We start from the raw sequence: 19,876 nt of genomic DNA on the forward strand, positions 1-19,876 counted from the left end.
TTACATGGACTAGCCAGCCAGCCTGTCCTGTATTATCATTTAAACTTTAATAGAGCTCAGATCCAGTGAAACAACCGGACAACCTTGAACGTAGTATTCCGAAAAAGGAGTAGCGCATGGCTCAGGTTATAAAAGGTACTTTTTCTACAACAAAGCCGTCCCAGCCCAAAGAAGACAAACCGGTCCCCAGTTATATTCTCCACATCTCGATCACATTTTCAGACCCGCTTATCTGGCGACTCATACAAATCCCAGGCACCTGTACTCTTGCAGACCTCCATGACGTTATTCAACGGAGTATGGGTTGGAGCGATTCCCATATCCACCAGTTCATTGTCGGAAAGATAAGCTACGAACCGACGATTCGATCCAACACCCCGAGGATCTCCAAAAGATTTGATGAAGATAAATACCAGTTGCATACTCTCGAAGAAGGTATGCGATTTATGTTTTCGTATATTTATGATGCTGGTGGAGGATGGGAGCATGAGATTCATCTTTCAGAGGTTGTCCCCGCCACAAAACCGATATCCCACCCCATAGTTCTCGCCGGAGAACGAGCCTGTCCCCCTGAAGATGTTGTAGATATCCATGAATACCACCAGCTGATCACAGCCTTTGAAACGCCGGGCAGTAAAGACTACCACCGCTTATATGAAATGACTGGCAGACCTGATTTTGACCCGGCTGTTTTTGACCTTGAAAGTGCAAAGAAAAGGCTCGCAGAACTCTAAAACCCGTATCTCCAGGCTACGGGAGTCTCGAACAGATTATTGTATCCGACTTTTCTACATCGCTTTATTTCACGATAATTTCAAGTTCGTCAAATACATTTGAGTTCAACTCAATGGGGCGTTGGGAACGGGTTAGAATCTACAAAACAGCACCTTCCAGACAATTCTGTATGGAAGGTGCAACTCCAACTAAAGATTAAGCATTACAAGGGGCTTAGCGTCTTTATCCTCTTGGAGAAGAGTATCACAGATAAGGAGTCGGGAATCCTCCACCCCATAGGTTGAAGCGAGATAAGACTGAACAGCCTGGGCCCGTTGTTGTCCGAGTTCAATGAGCTTATCGCGGTCCTCGTCACCGACTCCGATACTTTTACCCTCTACTGCATTTATCTGCTTTTCATCCATAAACTCCCAGGACACAACCTGAGGACAGACCTGAATATCAGTTTCTGGACGTCCTTTCATAATTTCCGCCACCTTCTCGAGGTACTTTTTATGTTCATCCGAAATCTCAATTGAAGCAGGCGCAAAGTCCACAGGAGGCAGCTGGACTTTGAGCATCTTCTCCCCGACCTTCATACCCACATAAGCAAGTGCTCCGTAGGGCCCAAGAGTATACATAAGGTAACCTGACGCTGCAGGAATAATGGCCTTACTCAGGGCGGTGATAAGGACATCGGATATGCCAACATTAAGGTCGCTTACCGGGCCGCTGAGTGGGATCTCCAGTGAAATATTGCGATCACTGTCCCGTAAGATTGAAAGAGCAGCATCCAGAGGGATAGGGAGTTGATTGTTGAGCTCGGCTGCAAGCTCGGGCGAAATAGTTTTTGTCTCAAGCTTGTTCAGGACAACGGAGTTTTTCATGTCCAGATTGTCATTTGCCAGCTTAATGTTTGTTTTTAATTTGAGCTGACCACTGGCAAGCGCGGTACCAACAGACTGCACAGTGTAGGCAGACAATCGCGAAAGCGGATAGTTTTTCAATTGCAGCTTTAAATTAAGGGCAAGAGGATCAAGAAAAGGCGAGATATCACCATCGACATTAAAGGGTGCCCGCTCTTCCAGTTGAGCCTCCATTACAAAGGGGCTTTTGGTCTCTGGCTTTGTCGAGTCAAGATCAAGCACCTGCATCTTCGTTATGGCAAGATCGGTTATATAAGGAACCGCCAGGGTATAGTCCTGAAAATTCACAAGACTCCTGCCTGTAACTGCAACCTCGCCAAGACGTATTGGCATTCCTTTGCCCTCATCTTCCGGTTGGGCCTCAGTTTCTGCAACCTCATTCTCGCCATCACTTACCTGCATTGCCGCCAGTCGCTCGGCAACGTTGAGTTGGCCATTTTTATCGCGAATAATGGTGGACACCAGATTATCTAAAGCGAGTGCTTCTCCGGAAAAACCCTGTTCGCCAGACCAGCTCATTCCTGTAAGCCTGGTCTCCCCAAGGCTTAAAAATGGCTTCTTGCTTTCTGTCTCTTTGACCCCAAGAAAGATAAGCTCTGCCAGGCTGACCGAATCCGCCGTCACTTCGGTTGCTTCCGAGAGCCGCAGGGCGGTTGCTGTAATTTCATCTAAACGGAGTAACTCTTCCCCATTGTGTATTGCAACAATCTGAGGCTTATCAAGGGAAATAGAATCAACCGTAAAGTTTGCAAGATCATCTGTTGCAAAACCGCTAAGGGCTATTGCAGGAACTCCTATATCCATGGGAAGGGAGCCGGGAACAGTGACCGACAACCCCGCAGCACTTAATTCTTTGAGTCGAAGTTTCTTATCACCCAGCCCTTCAAGATCAAGGATTTCAAGGTTATCGAGGGCAATCTCTGGTACTGCGTCTCCTCCTGCAAAGGCAAAATCATCCAGTACAAGTGAGTTCGTCCCTTTAATATCAATGGCCTCTCCAAAATTAATTTTCGAAGCCGTGGTCAAGCTCACCCCGCCCTGCTTCAACTCCATCCCTGCACCTGCCAGCAGGGTTTCTATCTCCCGGCCGTCAATGGCACCGTTGAGTTGTACATAGGAGCCTGGCCCCCCCTCTTCCTGACCATAGGTGAGCGCCCCTTTCCAGGTGATACTGTCACCATGAACAGAGGTTTCATTTCCTGCCTCTCCAGAGGTATAGGCCACAGGGCCAAGCTGCAAATCCCCGTTCGTGGCCACGTACTGACCTGTTTGCTGATGGTTTGAATCATATACAACCACCCCTTTCCACTCCAGTCGTTCTTCACTGATCGTATTGCCGGGCAGGTTGACTGCAGCCTTGTCAATGAGCAAGGTCCCATCATTTTCAACCAGAATAGTATCCCCGATGGTAACCCGGGTTTTGCCATTGATCTCAATTTTGGCTTCATCATTGCTGAACTCTGCCTCCGAGACTGTAATTCCATAATCATTTGCTGCCAGTAACCCATCTGTAACAATGACCATGGGCTTCTTGTCGGCGCTTTCATAATGTACCGTGCCCTGCCATTTGAGGTTTGCAGCCCTGGTGGCAAAACTGTCTGAGCCAATATCAGGATTGATGACTTCTATCTCCCCTGTATAATCAATTTTCATAGCTGCCTGATCACCCATTACAAAGGCGACCTTACCATCAAGACCAACATCTCCAGAAAAGACCGGCAGGCTGCCTTTGAGCAGCCTTGCAAGCTCTTTAAGCTGAAAGCGCCCCACTGTAACCTCACCTTCAACATGTATGGCGGGGATCACTTGAAGATTGCTGAGGTTAATGTTGACAGGATCTCCATTCAGGGAACCGACCAATAAAAAGGTTGCACCAGCCTTTCCTTCTCTTGTCGTAAATTTGCGCAGCTCCGCTTTTTCTATTACAAGTTTCAGGTCAAGATCAGGTGTTTTATAGAAGATCTTACAGTTCTGCAGATCGACACTATCTGCAAGAAAAGCCCAGGCGGATACCGTATCCTCTGTCGGCTCAACGACTGTTTTCTCTTCACTCTTTGCTACTGTATACGAGCCAAGACGCATACTGCCGTCAGGGAGCTGCTCAATATCAAGGACAAGACCTGAGTAGAAAGCCTGCTCAACCTCAATATTTTTATTCCACAGAGAGGTAAAGCCCACATTTACAACCATATCGGCATTTTTTAAAAGCGATTTTCCACCAGCCTGAACATCAAGGCCTTTGAGGGCAAGACGTCCTGAAAATGGATTGAGACTGAGTTTTTCAATGGTTGCGCTGTCCGCACCATTTTCCATGAACCAATCGGCGAGGTAAACCTTTGCGCCATAAAGGCCAAGCATGAAAAGAGTTGGCAGAATCACGAGCAATCCCGCGCAGACCTGAACCCACCTTATCTGAAAAAAACGTTTCTGTGGTGTAACCGTTGGAGATGACATAAAAATATTTTTTAAAAAAATGAGAAATAATGAGCCTGGGATATTTTTTTCTACCCCAGCGCAGGCCTGGAAAATACTATTGTCTTTTTTATACCGGGACTATAAACTTCTTCAAGAAATGGAGCAATATGAAGTTGCAGAAGATGGGAAAAGCGGTCTGCAGGGTACGAATGGGACAATGATAAATTTTTAAAAAATAGATAAAGCAATTTTCCGCAAGTAAGGAAAATTGCTTTAAAATAACCTTAAGGAGCAAGCCGTTCTATGGTCCAGATGTCAGTCCCATTCTCTTTTTTATAGAGGAAACGATCGTGCAGCCTGTTTTTTCGTCCCTGCCAGAACTCGATTTCATTGGGCTCGACCCGGTAACCACCCCAAAATGAGGGCAAAGGCACCTTCCCTTCCCCAATCTTCGTCTTCATCTCCTGAAACTTCTGCAGCAACATCTGTCTAGAAGAGATAGGGTGACTCTGACTTGAGACCCAGGCGGCCATCTGGCTTTCTTTGGGCCTGCTCAAAAAGTACCTGGCGGACTCTGCAGCGGGTACTTTCTCAGCCGTACCATTTATGATCACCTGGCGTTCCAGGTCCAGCCAGACAAAGATCAAACTCACATGATTGTTTTCTTTAATTTCAGAGGCTTTACGGCTGGAAAAATTCGTGAAAAAAACAAAACCCTTCTCATCATAATACTTGAGCAAAACGGTTCTCTGACTTGGTTGTCCCTTGCCGTTGACCGTTGCAAGTATCATGGCCGTGGAGTCTGGAATATCAGTTTTTTGTGCCTGTTCAAACCACTGACTAAACTGAACAATGGGGTTCTGATGAAGGTCAGTGCGACTCAGTCCGCCCTTAAGATATTCACGACGGAACTCACTTAAATCCACAACGTGCTCTCCTCTCTATATTGTATTTTGCTGGGTTTGCCTGAAGCGGGCTGATACCCGCAACCAATTGTACCCAACCTCATCTCACTCAGACTACTTTGATCCCTTCAAGCTTCCATTGTTCAGTACCGGTAGGTCGGGCCCAGGTCCACTCTTCTGTAAACTTCACGGGATCTGTCATGCTGCCTTCAACCAGCTCACCACTTTTATCATCGACGGTGTAATCGAGTAAATTGGCACTAAAAAGTACTGTGATAAAATCCTCCCGCCCGTCACTGCCAGCCTGAACGACATCCACGTTGCGGATTGCTATTGATTCCAGCTTGTTTATCTGACCTTTCTCCCGCATTTCCCGAAATTGCTCATCATACTCCCGTGCAATCTCAGCCCCAAGCAGATGTTTGTAGGAGTCTAGATCCCTTCGCATCCACCCGGCCTGAATCTGAAAAAACACATCGGAGGCGACTTCTTTAAAATAGCTCAGGTCAAACCCTTTGTCATATTGGCGAATCTGATCCAACCCTTCTTCCAACAGGTTACCGCCAATCTCTATCTCAGGTTCTGGCTGCTGCTCGGGAGTAAAAGGGGCACTTTTCATCCCACCACCGAACATATCATGGATGTTATTGGGTGCACCACCGGCAGTCCGCCCCGGCGAGGCATAAGCCCCTTGGCCCTGATTAACCGAAGTAAACTTTCTGAAAAGGAAATACGCACCGCCTGCCAGCAAGAGTATTGGCAGAATCCCCATACCGCTTCCCCCCATACCAAAGAGAGAGCCAAAAAGCAGGCCGCCGAGTGCACCACCAATCAGACCTCCCATCAGGCCACGGCTCATACCGGAGCCGCTTTTGTTTTGAGTAACTGCTTTATTCGTTTTAGGGGTCGACTTCTTGAAGCTCGGCGCCATTTTAAACGAACGCCCTCCAGACATTGACCGGGCTTCGGCATAATTTGCGGTCACTGCCACGCTGGTAAAACTGAATGCGATAAGCAGTAATAAAATGGGCGTAAATGTTGTGTACAGTGTCTTCATAATCCTCATATCCATTGTTTAATTGAAAAACGCCTACAAAATGTTTTCAAATTTAAAGATGACAATAATGAAAAAGATAAGGTAAAGAGTCATGAAACCCGCTATCTATGTGTACCTTTTTTGATACCGGTCGTCCCACAGCACAACCGCAGATCCCTTTTATCTATGTCATCAAATATAGCTAAAGCGTTGCAGGCCTACATTATAGTACACCTTGTAGCAGATGCCAGAAGAAGAACAAACAAAAAATAAACTAAAACCATATGCTCCTCATCCACCCCCCGTTGACAAAACCGTGTGAACCGCCTGCAGCTCTTGCCTACCTTGAAGGTGCACTGAGGCGTCACGGCGTTTCGACAACGGTCTGCGACATGAATATTGAAGCCATCCACTCACTGCTGGAGAAAACCACCAGTACAGATGACACCTGGACCAGACGGGCGGTAAAAAACCTCGGCCGTAATATCACAGCCCTTCAAAGCACGACGACCTACCAAAACAGGGATAAATACCGAAGGGCGGTTGCAGACATCAATCACCTGCTTGAGATCGCGGGGACCGAGGCCGGCATCCAACTCAATCTGGCAAATTATGTCGATGACGATTATTCCCCCCTGAAAAGTGAAGACCTGAAAAGAGCTGCTGTACATTTTTCAGACAATATCTTTTTTCCCTATTTTGCAAAGCGCCTTGAGCAACTGCTTGAGACAAGTCCAGGCACATATATAGGCATTTCGTTGAACTACCTCAGCCAGGCGATCTGCAGTTTCGCCATGATAGGCTACCTGCGGCATCACCATCCAAAAATTAAAATAGTGGTTGGAGGTGGACTGGTGACAACCTGGCTCAGCCATCCCGGCTGGAATCGCCCTTTTGATGATCTTATCGACTATTTCATCGGCGGAAAGGGCGAAGGACAACTTCTTCGGCTTTTAGGAAAAGAGGTAGAGCAGGAGAACTGTCTGCCGGTGTACACCTCTCTCACAAACAACTACCTTTCTCCAGGCTTTATCCTCCCCTATACCACCTCACGCGGATGCTTCTGGAAGAAATGTAATTTCTGCCCTGAAACCAGCGAAGATAACCCTTACGAACATATCCATCCAACCCGGACCCTGACCGATCTGAGCGCACTTTCCAGACAAACGCGTCCCGTCCTCATCCACCTCCTTGACAATGCCATCAGCTCCTCAACACTGGAGACACTGCAACAGAACACTCTGGCCGCCCCCTGGTACGGTTTTGCCCGTTTCAGCAGGCAACTGACTGACAAGGCCTTCTGCGCCCGCTTGAGAGAATCTGGCTGCATCATGCTGAAAATTGGACTGGAGTCTGGAGATCAAAACGTCCTTGAACAGATGAACAAGGGTATCGACCTGCAGCTTGCCTCCACGGTCCTTAGAAATCTCGAGGAAGCAGGCATTGCAACCTACATTTACCTGCTCTTTGGCACCCCTGCAGAAAATCTTGAATCGGCTCTGAAAACGAAAGATTTTGTGGAACAGCATCATCGCGCAATCAGCTATCTTAACCTGGCAATATTTAACCTGCCCATCTGCAGCCAGGAGGCCAAAAGCCTCGCTGTTTCTGATTTCTATGAAGGGGACCTCTCCATTTACTGCAATTTCAACCATCCAAAGGGCTGGAATCGGGGGAAGATCAGACGTTTTCTTGATTCAACCTTTAAACGATCCCCTGAGATCGCCTCCATTTTGCACAATGACCCACCGTTTTTCACCTCAAATCATGCACCTTTTCTCTCATTATTTGTTAAGTGAAGACGGTTAATTACAAACAAAATCAACTTTTTCTAAGCCATGTTAGCCCTATTACAAAACGAAAACCTTATTCAGTTTATCAAATACGCCCTGGCTGGCGGCCTGGCAACGCTTACCCATATTATCGTTTTTCACCTCGTCGCCTTAAAAAGGTTCCCGGCATTACAAAAAAATGACTATCTCGTTCGGATGCTCGATATCAAGATTCCGAAATTAGACAATAATGCAAGGGCCCGCAATTCGATGATCTGCAATTTCCTGGCATTCATGGTATCCAATCTCGTGGCATATATCACAAATATACTCTGGGTCTTTGAGGCGGGAAGATACAATATGGTGATCGAGATACTCCTCTTTTATGCGGTCTCAGGACTCAGCATGGTAATTGGTACCAGCCTGATGGGGATTCTCATAAAACGATTTGGCCTGCTTACAACCTACGCATTCATCACCAACATTATCACTGCTGTCATGATAAACTATATTCTAAGGAAATATGTTATTTTTCTCAGCTGAAGGGAGCTTGAAAAGGTTTGAGGACACCCTCAAGGATGTTACCATCTTAACCGGACTGTTGGGAGAGAAAGACTATTCGTTTTTTCTGTTTGGTCTCATTCTTAAACTGTATTTTATCTTTTTTATAGAGGACCTGCTTCCTCCCTCTGCTTTGTTGATAACAATCAACCAATACTGTCATTGAATGGCCGCAACTGGAGTTCCTGAGAATGTTCAACCTGCCCGCCATTTCCTGAATTCCAGTAACATATTGCGGCTAAGGTTGAATAGCCTGCCACAGGAAAAGAAATACCTCACCGGGAACAATACTTTTGCTATGTACAAAGTGTAATTCTTCCCCCTGCCGGAGCTTATAAAATTTGCCCATCCTTTTTGAGAAAAGAAGATCGATTATCCACTTCCTGCAATACGCCCATGTTATGGAAATCAATGTGCGTGCATATTCCGGATAATTCCGACCTCATGGTAATTCCAACCATATGGCCCCCAGAAATGCATTCGTAAACCTGCGGACGTCACTCTCAATTCATTGAACCGATGGTATAAAGAAAAAACATATCGTATCAATGACATTACCCCCCGTACACCTCACCGCGGTAAGGCATTAATTGTATGATTAGCACCTTTTTCTTAGATAATTTCCATTACATATCATCTAGAAAAGTGTACAACTTTTTCTGACAATAAGCTGGCTCTTTTTTGCGTGGATCCGGGACCAAGTCTAAGATTTTCTCCATTTACGGAATGATTTAACACTAAGTTTATGACAATGATATTATGAATGCTGGCGGAATTACAGCTGCGATCGTGGCCGCATTGTGCATGGGAACAATGGGCGTTTTTTCCAGGAAGACCGGATTTACCGCCGAGGTCATCACCTTTTTCAGGCTGTTTGGCGGTTCCCTCTTCCTCCTCCTGTTCCTTGGAGTAAAAGGAAACCTTCGTCATGTCTGCAGCTGGCCTGGCTGGCCGGTCATCCTCAACGGTTGTTTCCTCTCCGGCTTTATCCTTTTCTATGTTGAGGCGATGAATTACACCACCATGGCAAATGCGATTATGGTGCTTTATCTGGCGCCGTTGATTGCATCAGTTTTCGCCCACCTCTTTTTAAAAGAACGCCTCAATATAACAAGTGTCCTGCTTATATGCGGCGCCCTCTTCGGCTTTGCCATGATGCTGGAGTTTAACATCAGTTTTGCAGGTGACAGTAACTACCTCATCGGCATGGGTTATGCCCTCCTCGGCCTCTGCTGCTACAGCGGATTTATCATCATAAACCGTATGATAAATGAGGACATCCACGTCTACACAAGAACCTACTATCAACTTCTGGTTGGAGCACTGTGCGTTGTCCCTTATCTGTTCGGTCATCTCCCTGCGCTCTCTTTGCACAATACCTTATGGAGCATAGGGGCGGCATTTATCCCAGGGTTTTTAGGGATTCTCTGCGCCGTGATCGCTCTCAATCAACTACCCGCGGCAACCTTTGGTACACTTGCCTATTTTGAACCTATTTTCGTTATCATCCTCGGCTGGTTCATCTTTGATGAACGGCTTGGAGCCCTGCAGTTGGGGGGATGTGCTATTATCCTTTGTTGCGGGATAATTAAAGGCTATCTTTCAACCAATAGCCACGAATGATAAGGAAATTGTCACCAAATAACCGGATAAATTGACATACATAACAGATGAAAACAGGCTTTTGAGCCCGCTGGAAGCTCGCTGGATGTTACGTTAAACCCATCTCTTTTTCCAACTGATCAATTTCGTTTTGCAGTTTTTTCTTTTCAGCATCAGTCAGCTGGCTATTGCTCAGTTGCTGTCGCATGCCAAGAAGCCGCATCTCCGTCCTGTAATCGACACAGGTATACTTCAATATTTTGTTTGGTTTTTTATCAGTCATATTATGTATATGAGTAATTCGCTGCTTACTTCAAGCAGCAAATAAACGCAGCTCCCCCCTGTAGTCTTGTTACTTTTTTACGATACGCTGCCCGGTAGTTTCTCCATATACTTAGGAAGAAAATTGTACATTCTTTTCAATCACACATAAGGCTGCAGGCCACGAAAGGGGTATTCTCAAACGACAAGTCTCCTTCAATACAGACATATTTACTCTCCCTTATGTGTTCAGTGTACACTCTCGCCACGCTTCCTTCCCTTTTTCAAAACCGTCCACCGATACTTTGTGCAGCGTATGCCACCATAAATTAGTACCATTGAAAAAGTACAGGCATGAAGTCGCCAGATTCTGGGCATTTTTTGCATTTCTTCTTCAGATAAATGCGCAGACTGTGGTGATTGTACCTGCTCGCTCATGCCCTTGTAAAATCTAACACCTTATAATACAGATCTGCATAATCCGTAATTTTAGCAAAACTTGCGATCCGAGAACTCAACAAAAACCATCTCAGTCCCACAACTGACTCTACCATCTGCCGGTATAAGCTCAACAAACTTTCCAGCAATCATTTGCACCTCCCCCCACCGCAACCTTAGACATGCTCTTAAATATCATTTATTTACCTAAACACCTTGTTTCACAAAACAACTTCATATTGCTTCGGAAAAGGTGATCGCAGCAGCTATCAAACGTTGGGGTGTAAAAAGAATCAATAGTTATAGTGGCAGAGGTCTTATTTCTATTGTAGATGACAAGGCTGCAGGCCGAACATTTTCAACCGAGATAAAATATCAAATATAGAGTCAGGACCACCCTTTATGAATACAGAAACAATAGATGCAATCGTAGAATATTTAAAACAAATGGCAGCAAACTTCACCGCCAGTGATAGCGCAGGTCTGAGAGGAATGAAACAAGGACTTGATGAATATGTGGAAAAGGTAAGCTCCCAGATACCTGAACAGTCCAGAAGTGTCACCAACAGGGAATTTGAGAAATGCAGGCGGTGTGCCCATGACTGGATCAAGGTATATACTGATTCCGCCTTTCACCCGGGAGATAGAACGGATATACTGCGGGAAGAGGCTATGGAGTTCTTTTTTAGCGTGGAGGAAAAGATCGTGGCCGTGCAAAAGAAATTTTTCCTCCTTGGGATGATCGATGAACTGCTCACCCCCGGCACGCCTTTGAGTCAAAAAGAAAGGGATGCAAAGGTTGCCAAGTCCAGAATCAGAATTCTTGCAAGAGAACAGGGAGTAACCACAAGCTGTAAAGATACGAACGAACAAACCCCAGACGGGATGGTCACAAGGCGTCTCTGGTTCTTTGGTGACGAGCGGAATTTTCTTCAATCAAGCGAGGTGGGCCTCAATGACCAGGAAGCCCTGGATTATCTGCTGCAATAGCTCCCCTCATCACAGCACAAAACTTACAAGGAAGCAGACATGGGAATCTCACCCGGTTCATCAATAGTATCACTGCCGGAAATTGATGGGCCCACTCCTACCCTCATTGAGTTTCTAAGTGCTCGATTCCCCCATGTTTCCAAGAATATCTGGCTCCAGCGTATTGAAACGGGAAAGATCCTGACAGAAGGGGGAAATCCGGTCACCCTGAACACTCCCTATGCCCCTAACACCCGACTCTTTTACTTTAGAGAGGTGGAAGATGAGCCTAGCATCCCTTTTAAAGAAAAGATCATCTTTATCAGTGACCATCTCATTGTGGTCTGCAAACCCCATTTTCTCCCCGTCACCCCATCGGGTCCCTATGTTCTGGAAACAGTCATCAACAGGATCAAAGAAAAAACGGGCAATCCTTCTATCTCTCCCATCAACCGCATTGACAGGGAAACCGCCGGACTGGTGCTCCTCTCCAGTAACAAAGAAACAAGGGGATGCTATCAGCAATTGTTCATGGAAGGTCGGGTACAAAAGACCTATGAGGCGGTCGTACACTACCAGAACGCCTCAGAGAAGAGGGAATGGCTGGTGGAAAACAGAATTGAAACAGCAAAGCCCTGGTTTCTGATGAAATGTTGTCCAGGCCAGACCAATGCCAGGTCAAAGCTCAAACTGGTCAGGAGCAACGGGGCAAAGGCGCTTTTTACACTCTCACCACTTACCGGGAAAAAGCATCAGCTACGCGTTCATCTGAGCGACCTTGGATTTCCCATCGTCAACGACCGTTATTACCCACAACTGCTGCCCGAGAAATCCCTGGATTTTGATCATCCTCTCCAGCTCCTTTCAAAAAAAATTGAATTTCGCGATCCAATCAGTGGGTGTAAACTGGCATTTGAGTCTGACAGACCTCTGCAAACATTCTAAAACACCCTTCTGCAGGCCGTGGCCCCATAACGCCTGGAATTCTTGAGGTATCTGAACATGACAAAGCCTTAGATGTGATGCATACTCTTATTTGAGGTTTGCATATATGAATGTAAAAATGTCAGCAGCTATTTTCTGGGAGACAGCACTATGGGCATTAAAGACAAAGAGAAATGGGATGCAAGGTATCTGGAAAATACGGAAATCAAGCCCCCATCAGAACTACTGACAGCTTTCATAGAACATGCACCTCTCGGAAGGGCACTGGATATAGCCTGCGGGAACGGGAGAAACAGTCTGTTCATGGAGAAGATGGGTTTTACCGTTGACGCGGTGGACATATCAAGTGTTGCCCTCCAGGGTCTTGCAGCCCATACGAAAAATGTAAATCCAATCTGTAAGGACCTTGACGACTGGGCTATTCCTGAAAACAGTTACGAACTCATTGTCAATATCCGTTTTTTAGACCGCCGACTCATTCCCATGATAGAAAAAGCACTTAAACCCGGCGGCCTGCTCATATTTGAATCTTTCACAAACGGCAAGGATGACAGGTTCTGTCTTGCAGCCAATGAACTCCTCAGTGCCTTTGCCTCCCTTCACATCCTCTATTACGAAGAAAAAAAGATAGAGGACTCCCATAGATTTAAAAAGACCGCCTCACTTGTGGCTATAAAAGAGGAACTGAACAATGGTTAGCGTCGCACCTCCTATGGACAGCACCAGAGTGATATTTTGTTGGTTTTTTCTATGAGCTTTCCTGCAGTCCCTCCTGAGAGATTAATGGACTTGAGCAAGCCCTCTTTGACTCCATGCAGACCAAAGGCGATGGCTGCAAAACTGCCTTTTTCAGCAAAATTCATTATAGTGGCAGGAATACTCAGCCCCCAACTCGTAGCGGTATGAATTCTGTCATCGGAGATTCCATGTTCATACAGCTCCGCTTTGGCCTCTTGGAAAATCACATCAGCATCTCTGCCCGTACCACTCTGGGCATTGAACAGGGTGATTGAGTGCTGGGGTTGTTTGGAAAGAATATAGCCGACATGATCTACGGCTCTCAGTGCATTTTTAGACCCGTCAACGCAGACAAGAACATTTCTGCGCCCCTCTTCCGGCTCAGGACAAATCCACAAAGGTGTCGACAGGGCCTTACCCCGGATTATCTCCTTGGCAGTTTCATCGCCCGGTCGTTCAAAAAATGATTGCAGGGTGTAGGATGCCCGTTTTCCAAGGACAATGGCGTCGTAGAGTCCCTTGGACGCCTCACTGAGTATATCTGTCACCTTCCCATACTGTTCAGCGTAGGTTTTTGTCACAATCTGGTCCACCGACATCGAGCTTTGGGAAAGCATGGCTCGTGCTTTTTCCAATGCCTGTTTCGCTCCTACGGTGAGCTTACCGTTCAGCTTATCCTCCGGATTTTCCCAGGTTTCCAGCAGGGTGGCATTCATACTTTGGGAATCCATGCGGCAGATATGAAGAAGTGTAACCTGATGCTCGGAGAGCTTTTGAAAAAATGAACAGAGGAAACCAACTCCTGTAAGATGTGCACTATCAAAACTTACCGTGACCAGAAAATGTTTTTTCATGTTTGTCCTCTTTTATTTATCCTCTTATGTTTGAGCTATCATCAACACTATATCGTCGGGAAATACTGACCTATAGGGCAACTCCGCACAACGGTAGTTTACTGCCCGGTCTGGTAAGGAAAACCTTGCTGGGCCCAGTCGTACACACCGTATCGGAGATTATAAATCCGCTTAAACCCCTGATCAGCCAGAATCTTCGCAGCCACTGTTGAACGGTTACCTGTTGCACAGTAGACAAAGATGTCCTCATGTTTTTTTGATTCCAGTTCTGATATCCGCCCCTGCAACTCCTGGATGGGGACGAGATAGGTTCCCTCTACATGAAATTGCTGGTATTCTTCGGGAGTTCGTACATCAAGAATAAACGGGTCAATATTTTTAAGCAACTCCACCGCCTCCTCTGCTGTCAGCTCGATATAATTTGGCCGGACAAGATCTATAACCTCAATCCTGCCACCACCTGTATCAAGTTTAAAAGTATAACTGCCAACCGCCTTCATCTTAAAGAAAGGAGCTTTTTCCGGCTGGGGAAAGATAATATTCGAATAATTCAACTCCGGCATTGAAAAGGTCTGCTGACCAAACCTTTCAGGATATAAAAATTTAATATAGTCACCCCGATATACAGTGAATCTTTGAGTTGTTTCAGCAGGATCTAACTCAAGTAGACGATAACCGTTAATGACCTCTCCTGAAACAGTCTCCACTTTTTCAGCATGACTGAAAACCGCGAGCGCCCCTATCAGTAAAACGGCAAGCAAGCTATGCCGGACCAAGACTTTAATCATTTGTATTTTATGCATTTTTATAATCATCTGACTCCATGTATTGAAGATTCGTTTAACACTGTAGCCCCAAGGGACCATCTGGAAAATGTACTCCACCAAAAATATAAGTAAGCTCAGCACAAAAGGCCAGCGGACATTACATTACCACGCTGTAGCAGGAGAAAAAGGGAGAGTACTTTTTCAACCGTTAAACTCTGGCAACAAAGAGGATGTCCTTTTTTCCAAAATGTAGCTTTTTGTTCAGGCTTTTTTGCCACAAGAGAAATGAAAATCATATGTAACGAAATTTATTTCATTCACGCCAAACAACTCCTAACCACTGATTTTAGGACTTTTTATTTATTTACTAGGCTTTTAATCCAATGTTTTTTTGAGCCATGACAAATATTTCATTGCACATTCCAGAAAATAGGCTATTGTGTGGCTCACATGTAGACCAACTCCATGAAAGCGTCGCCCTTCAGGTCGTCCTCGGTAACCTCATCGTTATAGAGCGTCATTACCTCCACAGAAGTTCACAGAGCTTACATAGATCGGAAAACATCTAACAAGAGAGAGCTGGAGAAATAGTGTTTTCATACCAGCCCCTGCAGAACTATAGAGTAAATTCTGCATGATTTAAGAGCAAAGCACTCTACACAGCAGTATATTTAAACTGTAGAATCAAAATGATTGTGCAGTCTAAGTAACCAGTAACATTTGGTTGCTTATATGAATTACAATGGAGTTTTATGAGTTTTAAAGAGTTTAAGTTTCACCCGATGATTGAAGCGGGCATTAATGCCTGCGGATATACCAGTCCCACCCCAATTCAACAACAGACTATTCCCCCTATCCTTGCCGGAAATGATATATTAGGCCTTGCACAGACAGGAACCGGAAAAACCGCAGCTTTTGTCCTTCCCATTTTACAGCGGTTATTAGACGGTCCACGAAAAAAGATACGCGCCCTTATCGTTGCCCCGACAAGAGAACTTGCCGAACAAATTAATGAAAACATCATAGCGATGTCGGCACAGACCGGTCTGAAAAGCATTGTGGTATATGGCGGTGTTGGTCGTAATCCTCAGATACAGGGGCTTCGTTCAGGAGCAGAAATAGTTGTAGCATGTCCTGGCAGGTTGCTGGATCTCCTCAGGGAAAAAGGTGTCAGCCTGTCCACAGTGGAAACGCTGGTCCTTGATGAAGCTGATCATATGTTTGACAAGGGTTTTCTTCCAGATATACGACGCATCGTCAATCAACTTCCCAGAAAACGTCAGTCTCTTGTTTTTTCTGCGACAATGCCAAACGAGATCCGTCATTTAGCAGAAGAGATCCTCTACAAACCGGTTACCGTGCAGATCAATCACACGCTCCCGGCTCCTACGATCTCACACGCCCTCTTCCAGGTAGGCCGTCCACAGAAAACTGAGCTACTGATTAAGCTCATTGTCGAGCAGGACATGACAAGTACTGTGGTCTTTACCCGAACAAAACATAAGGCAAAAAGCCTTGCTCTCCAGCTGCAAAAAGCAGGACACAAGGCAGCATCGCTGCAGGGAAACCTTTCCCAGTCTAATCGCCAGAGAGCAATGGATGGTTTCCGTGACGGGACCTTCTCAGTACTTGTGGCAACCGACATAGCAGCGCGGGGAATTGATGTCTCCGGCATCTCCCACGTCATAAACTATGATGTCCCTGATACCGCAGAAACATATACCCACAGAACAGGACGTACAGGTCGAGCAGAAAAAAGTGGTATGGCTATCACTTTCGCCGACCATGATGACCTGAAAATGATTTCTCAAATAGAGAGAAATTTAGGGAAAAAGATGAGTAGACCGATGGGTCTCTCCTCCCTACCTCCCTCTTCTGACGTGACAAGGGAGCAACCTTCACTCAGAGCAGCACACAAAGAGGCCGGCCCCAAGAGCAGAAACACTTCCAGATCTTCTGCAAAAAGCAGTCGCAAGAAGAGTGCTGGATTCGATTTTGGTATAAACAACAATCGCAAACAACTGTAGTAATTTTTTCTGGATACCCAGATGACCCGTCGGGCAGTCACACGACATGTCCGGCTTTATAACAAAGTGGCTCAAGACTGAGCCAAGCACAAAGGAGTAGTACAAATGGCTGAAGGAACAGTAAAGTGGTTTAATGATGCAAAAGGTTTTGGTTTTATCGAGCAAGATGGTGGAAATGACGTATTCGTTCATCACACCGCAATTCAGGCAGACGGTTTCAAGTCTCTTGAAGAAGGCGCTCGCGTAACCTTCGAAATCGTTGATGGTCCTAAAGGTCCTGCTGCAGCGAACGTCGTTCAGCAGTAATCCACGCTTTAGATCGTTCTAAGCCCCCGCTTTTTTAGCGGGGGTTTTTTTTTCCTGTTTTTCATTATCATGCATGACCGCTCCAGTGAAAATCAGATTTTCTCAGTTGATGCCAGGAGTTATGTCCTTATGGCATTTTATATGGAACCAATCTCATGATTACCGCATCCAATGTTGCTCTCTCCTACGGCAAACGAGTCATTTTCCGAGATGTTAATATCAAATTCACCCCAGGTAACTGTTATGGCCTTATCGGTGCAAATGGTGCTGGCAAATCGACTTTTTTAAAAATCCTTTCCGGCAAACTCGACCCTGACAAGGGAGAGGTCAGTAAGGGACCAGGCCAGCGCATTGCGATGTTGAACCAGGACCAGTTCGCCTTTGATGAATATACGGTCTTTAATACCGTAATCATGGGCCATAAAAAGCTGTACAAAGTTATGGCTGAACGAGAAGCTCTCTACGCAAAGCCGGATTTTTCTGAAGAAGATGGAATACGTTCCGGAGAACTTGAGGTGAAATTCGGAGAAATGAACGGTTATGAGGCCGAGGCAGAGGCTGCAGTACTGTTAAACGGTCTGGGCATCCCGGAAGCTATGCTGCAAAAAACCATGAAAGATCTCGATGGCGCCGACAAGGTCCGGGTTCTTCTGGCACAGGCTCTCTTTGGCAATCCTGATATTCTCCTTCTCGATGAACCGACCAACCAGCTCGATATAAAATCTATTCAGTGGCTGGAACACTACCTGTCACGGTTTAATAACAGCGTTATTATCGTTTCCCATGACAGGCATTTTCTCAATCAGGTCTGTACGCACATGGCGGACATCGATTATGGAAAGATCACAGTCTACGTGGGTAACTATGATTTCTGGTATGAGGCGAGCCAACTCCATTTCCGCCAGAAAGAAGCCGACAGCAAAAAAGCTAAGGCCAAAGCAGAAGAACTTAAAGAATTTATCAGGCGGTTTTCCTCCAATGCCTCAAAGGCAAGACAGGCAACTTCCCGAAAAAAATTACTCGACAAGCTCACCATCGATCAGATGCCGACCTCGTCCAGAAAATACCCGTACATTGTCTTTAAACCAGAGCGGCCCTGCGGTGATGTCATCCTCGAAGTCGAAGGCTTATCCAAGACGATTGAGGGAGAAGTGATGTTTAAAGACCTCTCTTTTGTCGTCAACAAGGGAGATAAGATCGCATTTCTCGGTAATAACAGCCTTGCCAAAACCACCCTGTTTCAGATTCTGGCAGGTGAACTCGACCCTGACAGTGGCAGTTTCCGCTGGGGAGTCACAATCAACAATGCCTATTTTCCAAAGGAAAATAAAGACTATTTCGAAAAAGATGATATCGATCTTATCGGCTGGTTGCGGGAGTTTGCCCCTCCCAAATCTGATGAATCCTTTATCCGCGGCTTTCTTGGAAAAATGCTCTTTTCAGGTGAAGAAGCAACTAAAAAGACCAAGGTGCTCTCAGGTGGTGAGAGGGTCCGCTGTATGCTGTCCAGGATGATGCTCGCCCATGCCAATTTCCTCATTCTGGATGAACCGACAAACCATCTTGATCTGGAATCCATTACCGCACTGAATAACGGCCTCATAGCCTATAGTGAAGTGGTACTTTTTGCCTCCCACGATCACCAGTTTATCTCTACCATCGCCAACAGAATTATAGAGCTGGCACCTGACGGTTATACTGATTCAATGATGACCTTTGATCAGTATCTTGAGAGTAAAGAACTTGAAATGGCAGAAGAAGCCTGATCAGCTTTTTAAAACTTCTACACCCCTGCAGACAGAAAAGGCCCCATTCGTATGAAAACAATACGAATGGGGCCTTGTCTTTATATATGCTGCTTTTTTCTCAGCTTACGGGGTTGTACACTCAACCAGTTCAAGCTTAAAGGTAAGGTCTTTACCGGCAAGTGGTGGATTAGCGTCAAGGGTGATGTGGGTCTCGGCAATTTCTGTCACCACAACGCGCAAAATCTCACCGTTGGCCCCGCCCATCTCAAGACGCATGCCAACCTCAGGATTCAGATCAGGTGGTACCTGCTCAATGGGTGCCTGAATGACCATTTCATCTTTACGCTCTCCGTAGGCCTTGGCACAGGGGATATTTACCGTCTTCGATTCACCCACAGTCATACCGAGCACAGCTTCGTCAAAGCCCTCAATGACCTGACCACTGCCAATATCAAAAGACAGCGGCTCACTCCCTTCGGAACTGTCAAAGACAGAACCGTCTTCCAGAGTTCCTGTATAATGGACTTTTACCTTATCGCCTCTTCTTGCTTCTGTCATGTTTTTCCTCCAAGCCACGGGGGGCTTTTATTTAAAATGAGTTGAGATCTTCGTTATTCCCCGCGAAACCCTTGGCTGGCAGGACATTATAAACGACAAACTTACCGACCTACTATTAAACATCATAGGTAAACTTTCAACCCTCTTTGGCACAATGTCATGATAGCTTTCCCAAGGGACAGAGATTAATGTTCGTTTATTGGTGACGGTACTGATATGGTTGACACTGTCAATAATAAACAGTTATCCATTGCCTCTTTTTTCGCCGGGTTTCCCGGCGCTTGCAAAAAGGTTAATCAACATCTTTCCAGTTCATGGCCAGAGACGGGGTCAT

Annotated in this window: 17 protein-coding genes; 10 read left to right on the forward strand and 7 right to left on the reverse strand. The window is 45.9% G+C overall.

Annotated features, from left to right (window positions below):
• Positions 1-116 precede the first annotated feature (116 nt).
• Entirely contained in the window at positions 117-734 is a 618-nt protein-coding gene (locus FCL48_RS23155; RefSeq protein WP_136876186.1) for a plasmid pRiA4b ORF-3 family protein, read from the forward strand.
• Between the two features lie 189 nt (positions 735-923).
• Here FCL48_RS23155 and FCL48_RS23160 read toward each other — a convergent pair whose 3' ends face one another.
• The 3 genes from FCL48_RS23160 to FCL48_RS23170 all read right to left on the reverse strand — a co-directional run bounded on the left by FCL48_RS23160 (position 924) and on the right by FCL48_RS23170 (position 6,017).
• Complete coding sequence (locus FCL48_RS23160) at positions 924-4,019, reverse strand: DUF748 domain-containing protein (protein WP_169309351.1); 3,096 nt, start codon at positions 4,017-4,019, stop codon at positions 924-926.
• 320 nt (positions 4,020-4,339) lie between these two features.
• A complete protein-coding gene (gene pdxH / locus FCL48_RS23165) occupies positions 4,340-4,981 on the reverse strand; it encodes a pyridoxamine 5'-phosphate oxidase (protein WP_136876190.1) in 642 nt (213 codons plus the stop codon).
• Positions 4,982-5,069: 88 nt separating this feature from the next.
• The gene (locus FCL48_RS23170; protein ID WP_240744933.1) at positions 5,070-6,017 is read right to left on the reverse strand and encodes a Tim44 domain-containing protein; all 948 of its coding nucleotides are present in this window, start codon (positions 6,015-6,017) and stop codon (positions 5,070-5,072) included.
• Between the two features lie 263 nt (positions 6,018-6,280).
• Between FCL48_RS23170 and FCL48_RS23175 the strand changes: the two genes are divergently transcribed.
• From FCL48_RS23175 to FCL48_RS23185, 3 genes are all read left to right on the forward strand, one after another.
• Positions 6,281-7,795 carry a radical SAM protein gene (locus tag FCL48_RS23175; RefSeq protein WP_136876192.1) on the forward strand — a complete coding sequence of 505 codons (1,515 nt, stop codon included), beginning with the start codon at positions 6,281-6,283 and terminating at the stop codon, positions 7,793-7,795.
• A 39-nt stretch (positions 7,796-7,834) separates the two neighbouring features.
• Positions 7,835-8,311, forward strand: a complete 477-nt coding sequence (locus FCL48_RS23180; protein ID WP_136876194.1) for a GtrA family protein — start codon at positions 7,835-7,837, stop codon at positions 8,309-8,311.
• Positions 8,312-9,088: 777 nt separating this feature from the next.
• The gene (locus tag FCL48_RS23185; protein ID WP_136876196.1) at positions 9,089-9,952 is read left to right on the forward strand and encodes a DMT family transporter; all 864 of its coding nucleotides are present in this window, start codon (positions 9,089-9,091) and stop codon (positions 9,950-9,952) included.
• Positions 9,953-10,040: 88 nt separating this feature from the next.
• Here the strand turns inward: FCL48_RS23185 and FCL48_RS25085 are convergent, their stop codons facing one another.
• Positions 10,041-10,214 carry a hypothetical protein gene (locus tag FCL48_RS25085; protein WP_169309352.1) on the reverse strand — a complete coding sequence of 58 codons (174 nt, stop codon included), beginning with the start codon at positions 10,212-10,214 and terminating at the stop codon, positions 10,041-10,043.
• Positions 10,215-11,032: 818 nt separating this feature from the next.
• On the opposite strand from FCL48_RS25085, the gene FCL48_RS23190 reads away from it, so the two are divergent.
• The 3 genes from FCL48_RS23190 to FCL48_RS23200 all read left to right on the forward strand — a co-directional run bounded on the left by FCL48_RS23190 (position 11,033) and on the right by FCL48_RS23200 (position 13,243).
• The gene (locus FCL48_RS23190) at positions 11,033-11,620 is read left to right on the forward strand and encodes a hypothetical protein (RefSeq protein ID WP_136876198.1); all 588 of its coding nucleotides are present in this window, start codon (positions 11,033-11,035) and stop codon (positions 11,618-11,620) included.
• A 39-nt stretch (positions 11,621-11,659) separates the two neighbouring features.
• Positions 11,660-12,544, forward strand: a complete 885-nt coding sequence (locus FCL48_RS23195) for a pseudouridine synthase (protein ID WP_136876200.1) — start codon at positions 11,660-11,662, stop codon at positions 12,542-12,544.
• A gap of 150 nt (positions 12,545-12,694) precedes the next feature.
• On the forward strand, positions 12,695-13,243 hold the full coding sequence (locus tag FCL48_RS23200; protein ID WP_136876202.1) for a bifunctional 2-polyprenyl-6-hydroxyphenol methylase/3-demethylubiquinol 3-O-methyltransferase UbiG: 549 nt from the start codon (positions 12,695-12,697) through the stop codon (positions 13,241-13,243).
• Between the two features lie 11 nt (positions 13,244-13,254).
• Here FCL48_RS23200 and FCL48_RS23205 read toward each other — a convergent pair whose 3' ends face one another.
• Both FCL48_RS23205 and FCL48_RS23210 read right to left on the reverse strand, forming a co-directional pair.
• Entirely contained in the window at positions 13,255-14,136 is an 882-nt protein-coding gene (locus tag FCL48_RS23205; protein ID WP_136876204.1) for a universal stress protein, read from the reverse strand.
• A 98-nt stretch (positions 14,137-14,234) separates the two neighbouring features.
• Entirely contained in the window at positions 14,235-14,939 is a 705-nt protein-coding gene (locus tag FCL48_RS23210; RefSeq protein WP_169309353.1) for a rhodanese-like domain-containing protein, read from the reverse strand.
• A gap of 716 nt (positions 14,940-15,655) precedes the next feature.
• On the opposite strand from FCL48_RS23210, the gene FCL48_RS23215 reads away from it, so the two are divergent.
• The 3 genes from FCL48_RS23215 to FCL48_RS23225 all read left to right on the forward strand — a co-directional run bounded on the left by FCL48_RS23215 (position 15,656) and on the right by FCL48_RS23225 (position 19,002).
• Positions 15,656-16,930: a DEAD/DEAH box helicase gene (locus FCL48_RS23215; protein ID WP_136876208.1), complete on the forward strand. Its 1,275-nt coding sequence runs from the start codon at positions 15,656-15,658 to the stop codon at positions 16,928-16,930.
• A gap of 105 nt (positions 16,931-17,035) precedes the next feature.
• Entirely contained in the window at positions 17,036-17,236 is a 201-nt protein-coding gene (locus FCL48_RS23220) for a cold-shock protein (RefSeq protein ID WP_136876210.1), read from the forward strand.
• A gap of 155 nt (positions 17,237-17,391) precedes the next feature.
• Positions 17,392-19,002 (forward strand): ABC-F family ATP-binding cassette domain-containing protein, encoded by a 1,611-nt coding sequence (locus tag FCL48_RS23225; protein ID WP_136876212.1) that lies wholly within the window; start codon positions 17,392-17,394, stop codon positions 19,000-19,002.
• Between the two features lie 105 nt (positions 19,003-19,107).
• On the opposite strand, the gene FCL48_RS23230 is transcribed toward FCL48_RS23225, so the two are convergent.
• Complete coding sequence (locus tag FCL48_RS23230; RefSeq protein WP_136876214.1) at positions 19,108-19,542, reverse strand: peptidylprolyl isomerase; 435 nt, start codon at positions 19,540-19,542, stop codon at positions 19,108-19,110.
• Positions 19,543-19,876 lie beyond the last annotated feature (334 nt).

Source organism: Desulforhopalus sp. IMCC35007, assembly GCF_005116575.1.
Taxonomy (GTDB): domain Bacteria; phylum Desulfobacterota; class Desulfobulbia; order Desulfobulbales; family Desulfocapsaceae; genus Desulforhopalus_A.

What these genes read in the sequence shown, in the direction of transcription:
- FCL48_RS23155 (WP_136876186.1), top strand. Translation starts at nt 117, where the DNA reads ATGGCTCAGGTTATAAAAGGTACTTTTTCTACAACAAAGCCGTCCCAG.
- FCL48_RS23170 (WP_240744933.1), bottom strand. Translation starts at nt 6,017, where the DNA reads ATGAAGACACTGTACACAACATTTACGCCCATTTTATTACTGCTTATC.
- FCL48_RS23175 (WP_136876192.1), top strand. Translation starts at nt 6,281, where the DNA reads ATGCTCCTCATCCACCCCCCGTTGACAAAACCGTGTGAACCGCCTGCA.
- FCL48_RS23180 (WP_136876194.1), top strand. Translation starts at nt 7,835, where the DNA reads ATGTTAGCCCTATTACAAAACGAAAACCTTATTCAGTTTATCAAATAC.
- FCL48_RS23185 (WP_136876196.1), top strand. Translation starts at nt 9,089, where the DNA reads ATGAATGCTGGCGGAATTACAGCTGCGATCGTGGCCGCATTGTGCATG.
- FCL48_RS25085 (WP_169309352.1), bottom strand. Translation starts at nt 10,214, where the DNA reads ATGACTGATAAAAAACCAAACAAAATATTGAAGTATACCTGTGTCGAT.
- FCL48_RS23190 (WP_136876198.1), top strand. Translation starts at nt 11,033, where the DNA reads ATGAATACAGAAACAATAGATGCAATCGTAGAATATTTAAAACAAATG.
- FCL48_RS23195 (WP_136876200.1), top strand. Translation starts at nt 11,660, where the DNA reads ATGGGAATCTCACCCGGTTCATCAATAGTATCACTGCCGGAAATTGAT.
- FCL48_RS23200 (WP_136876202.1), top strand. Translation starts at nt 12,695, where the DNA reads ATGGGCATTAAAGACAAAGAGAAATGGGATGCAAGGTATCTGGAAAAT.
- FCL48_RS23205 (WP_136876204.1), bottom strand. Translation starts at nt 14,136, where the DNA reads ATGAAAAAACATTTTCTGGTCACGGTAAGTTTTGATAGTGCACATCTT.
- FCL48_RS23210 (WP_169309353.1), bottom strand. Translation starts at nt 14,939, where the DNA reads ATGCATAAAATACAAATGATTAAAGTCTTGGTCCGGCATAGCTTGCTT.
- FCL48_RS23215 (WP_136876208.1), top strand. Translation starts at nt 15,656, where the DNA reads ATGAGTTTTAAAGAGTTTAAGTTTCACCCGATGATTGAAGCGGGCATT.
- FCL48_RS23220 (WP_136876210.1), top strand. Translation starts at nt 17,036, where the DNA reads ATGGCTGAAGGAACAGTAAAGTGGTTTAATGATGCAAAAGGTTTTGGT.
- FCL48_RS23225 (WP_136876212.1), top strand. Translation starts at nt 17,392, where the DNA reads ATGATTACCGCATCCAATGTTGCTCTCTCCTACGGCAAACGAGTCATT.
- FCL48_RS23230 (WP_136876214.1), bottom strand. Translation starts at nt 19,542, where the DNA reads ATGACAGAAGCAAGAAGAGGCGATAAGGTAAAAGTCCATTATACAGGA.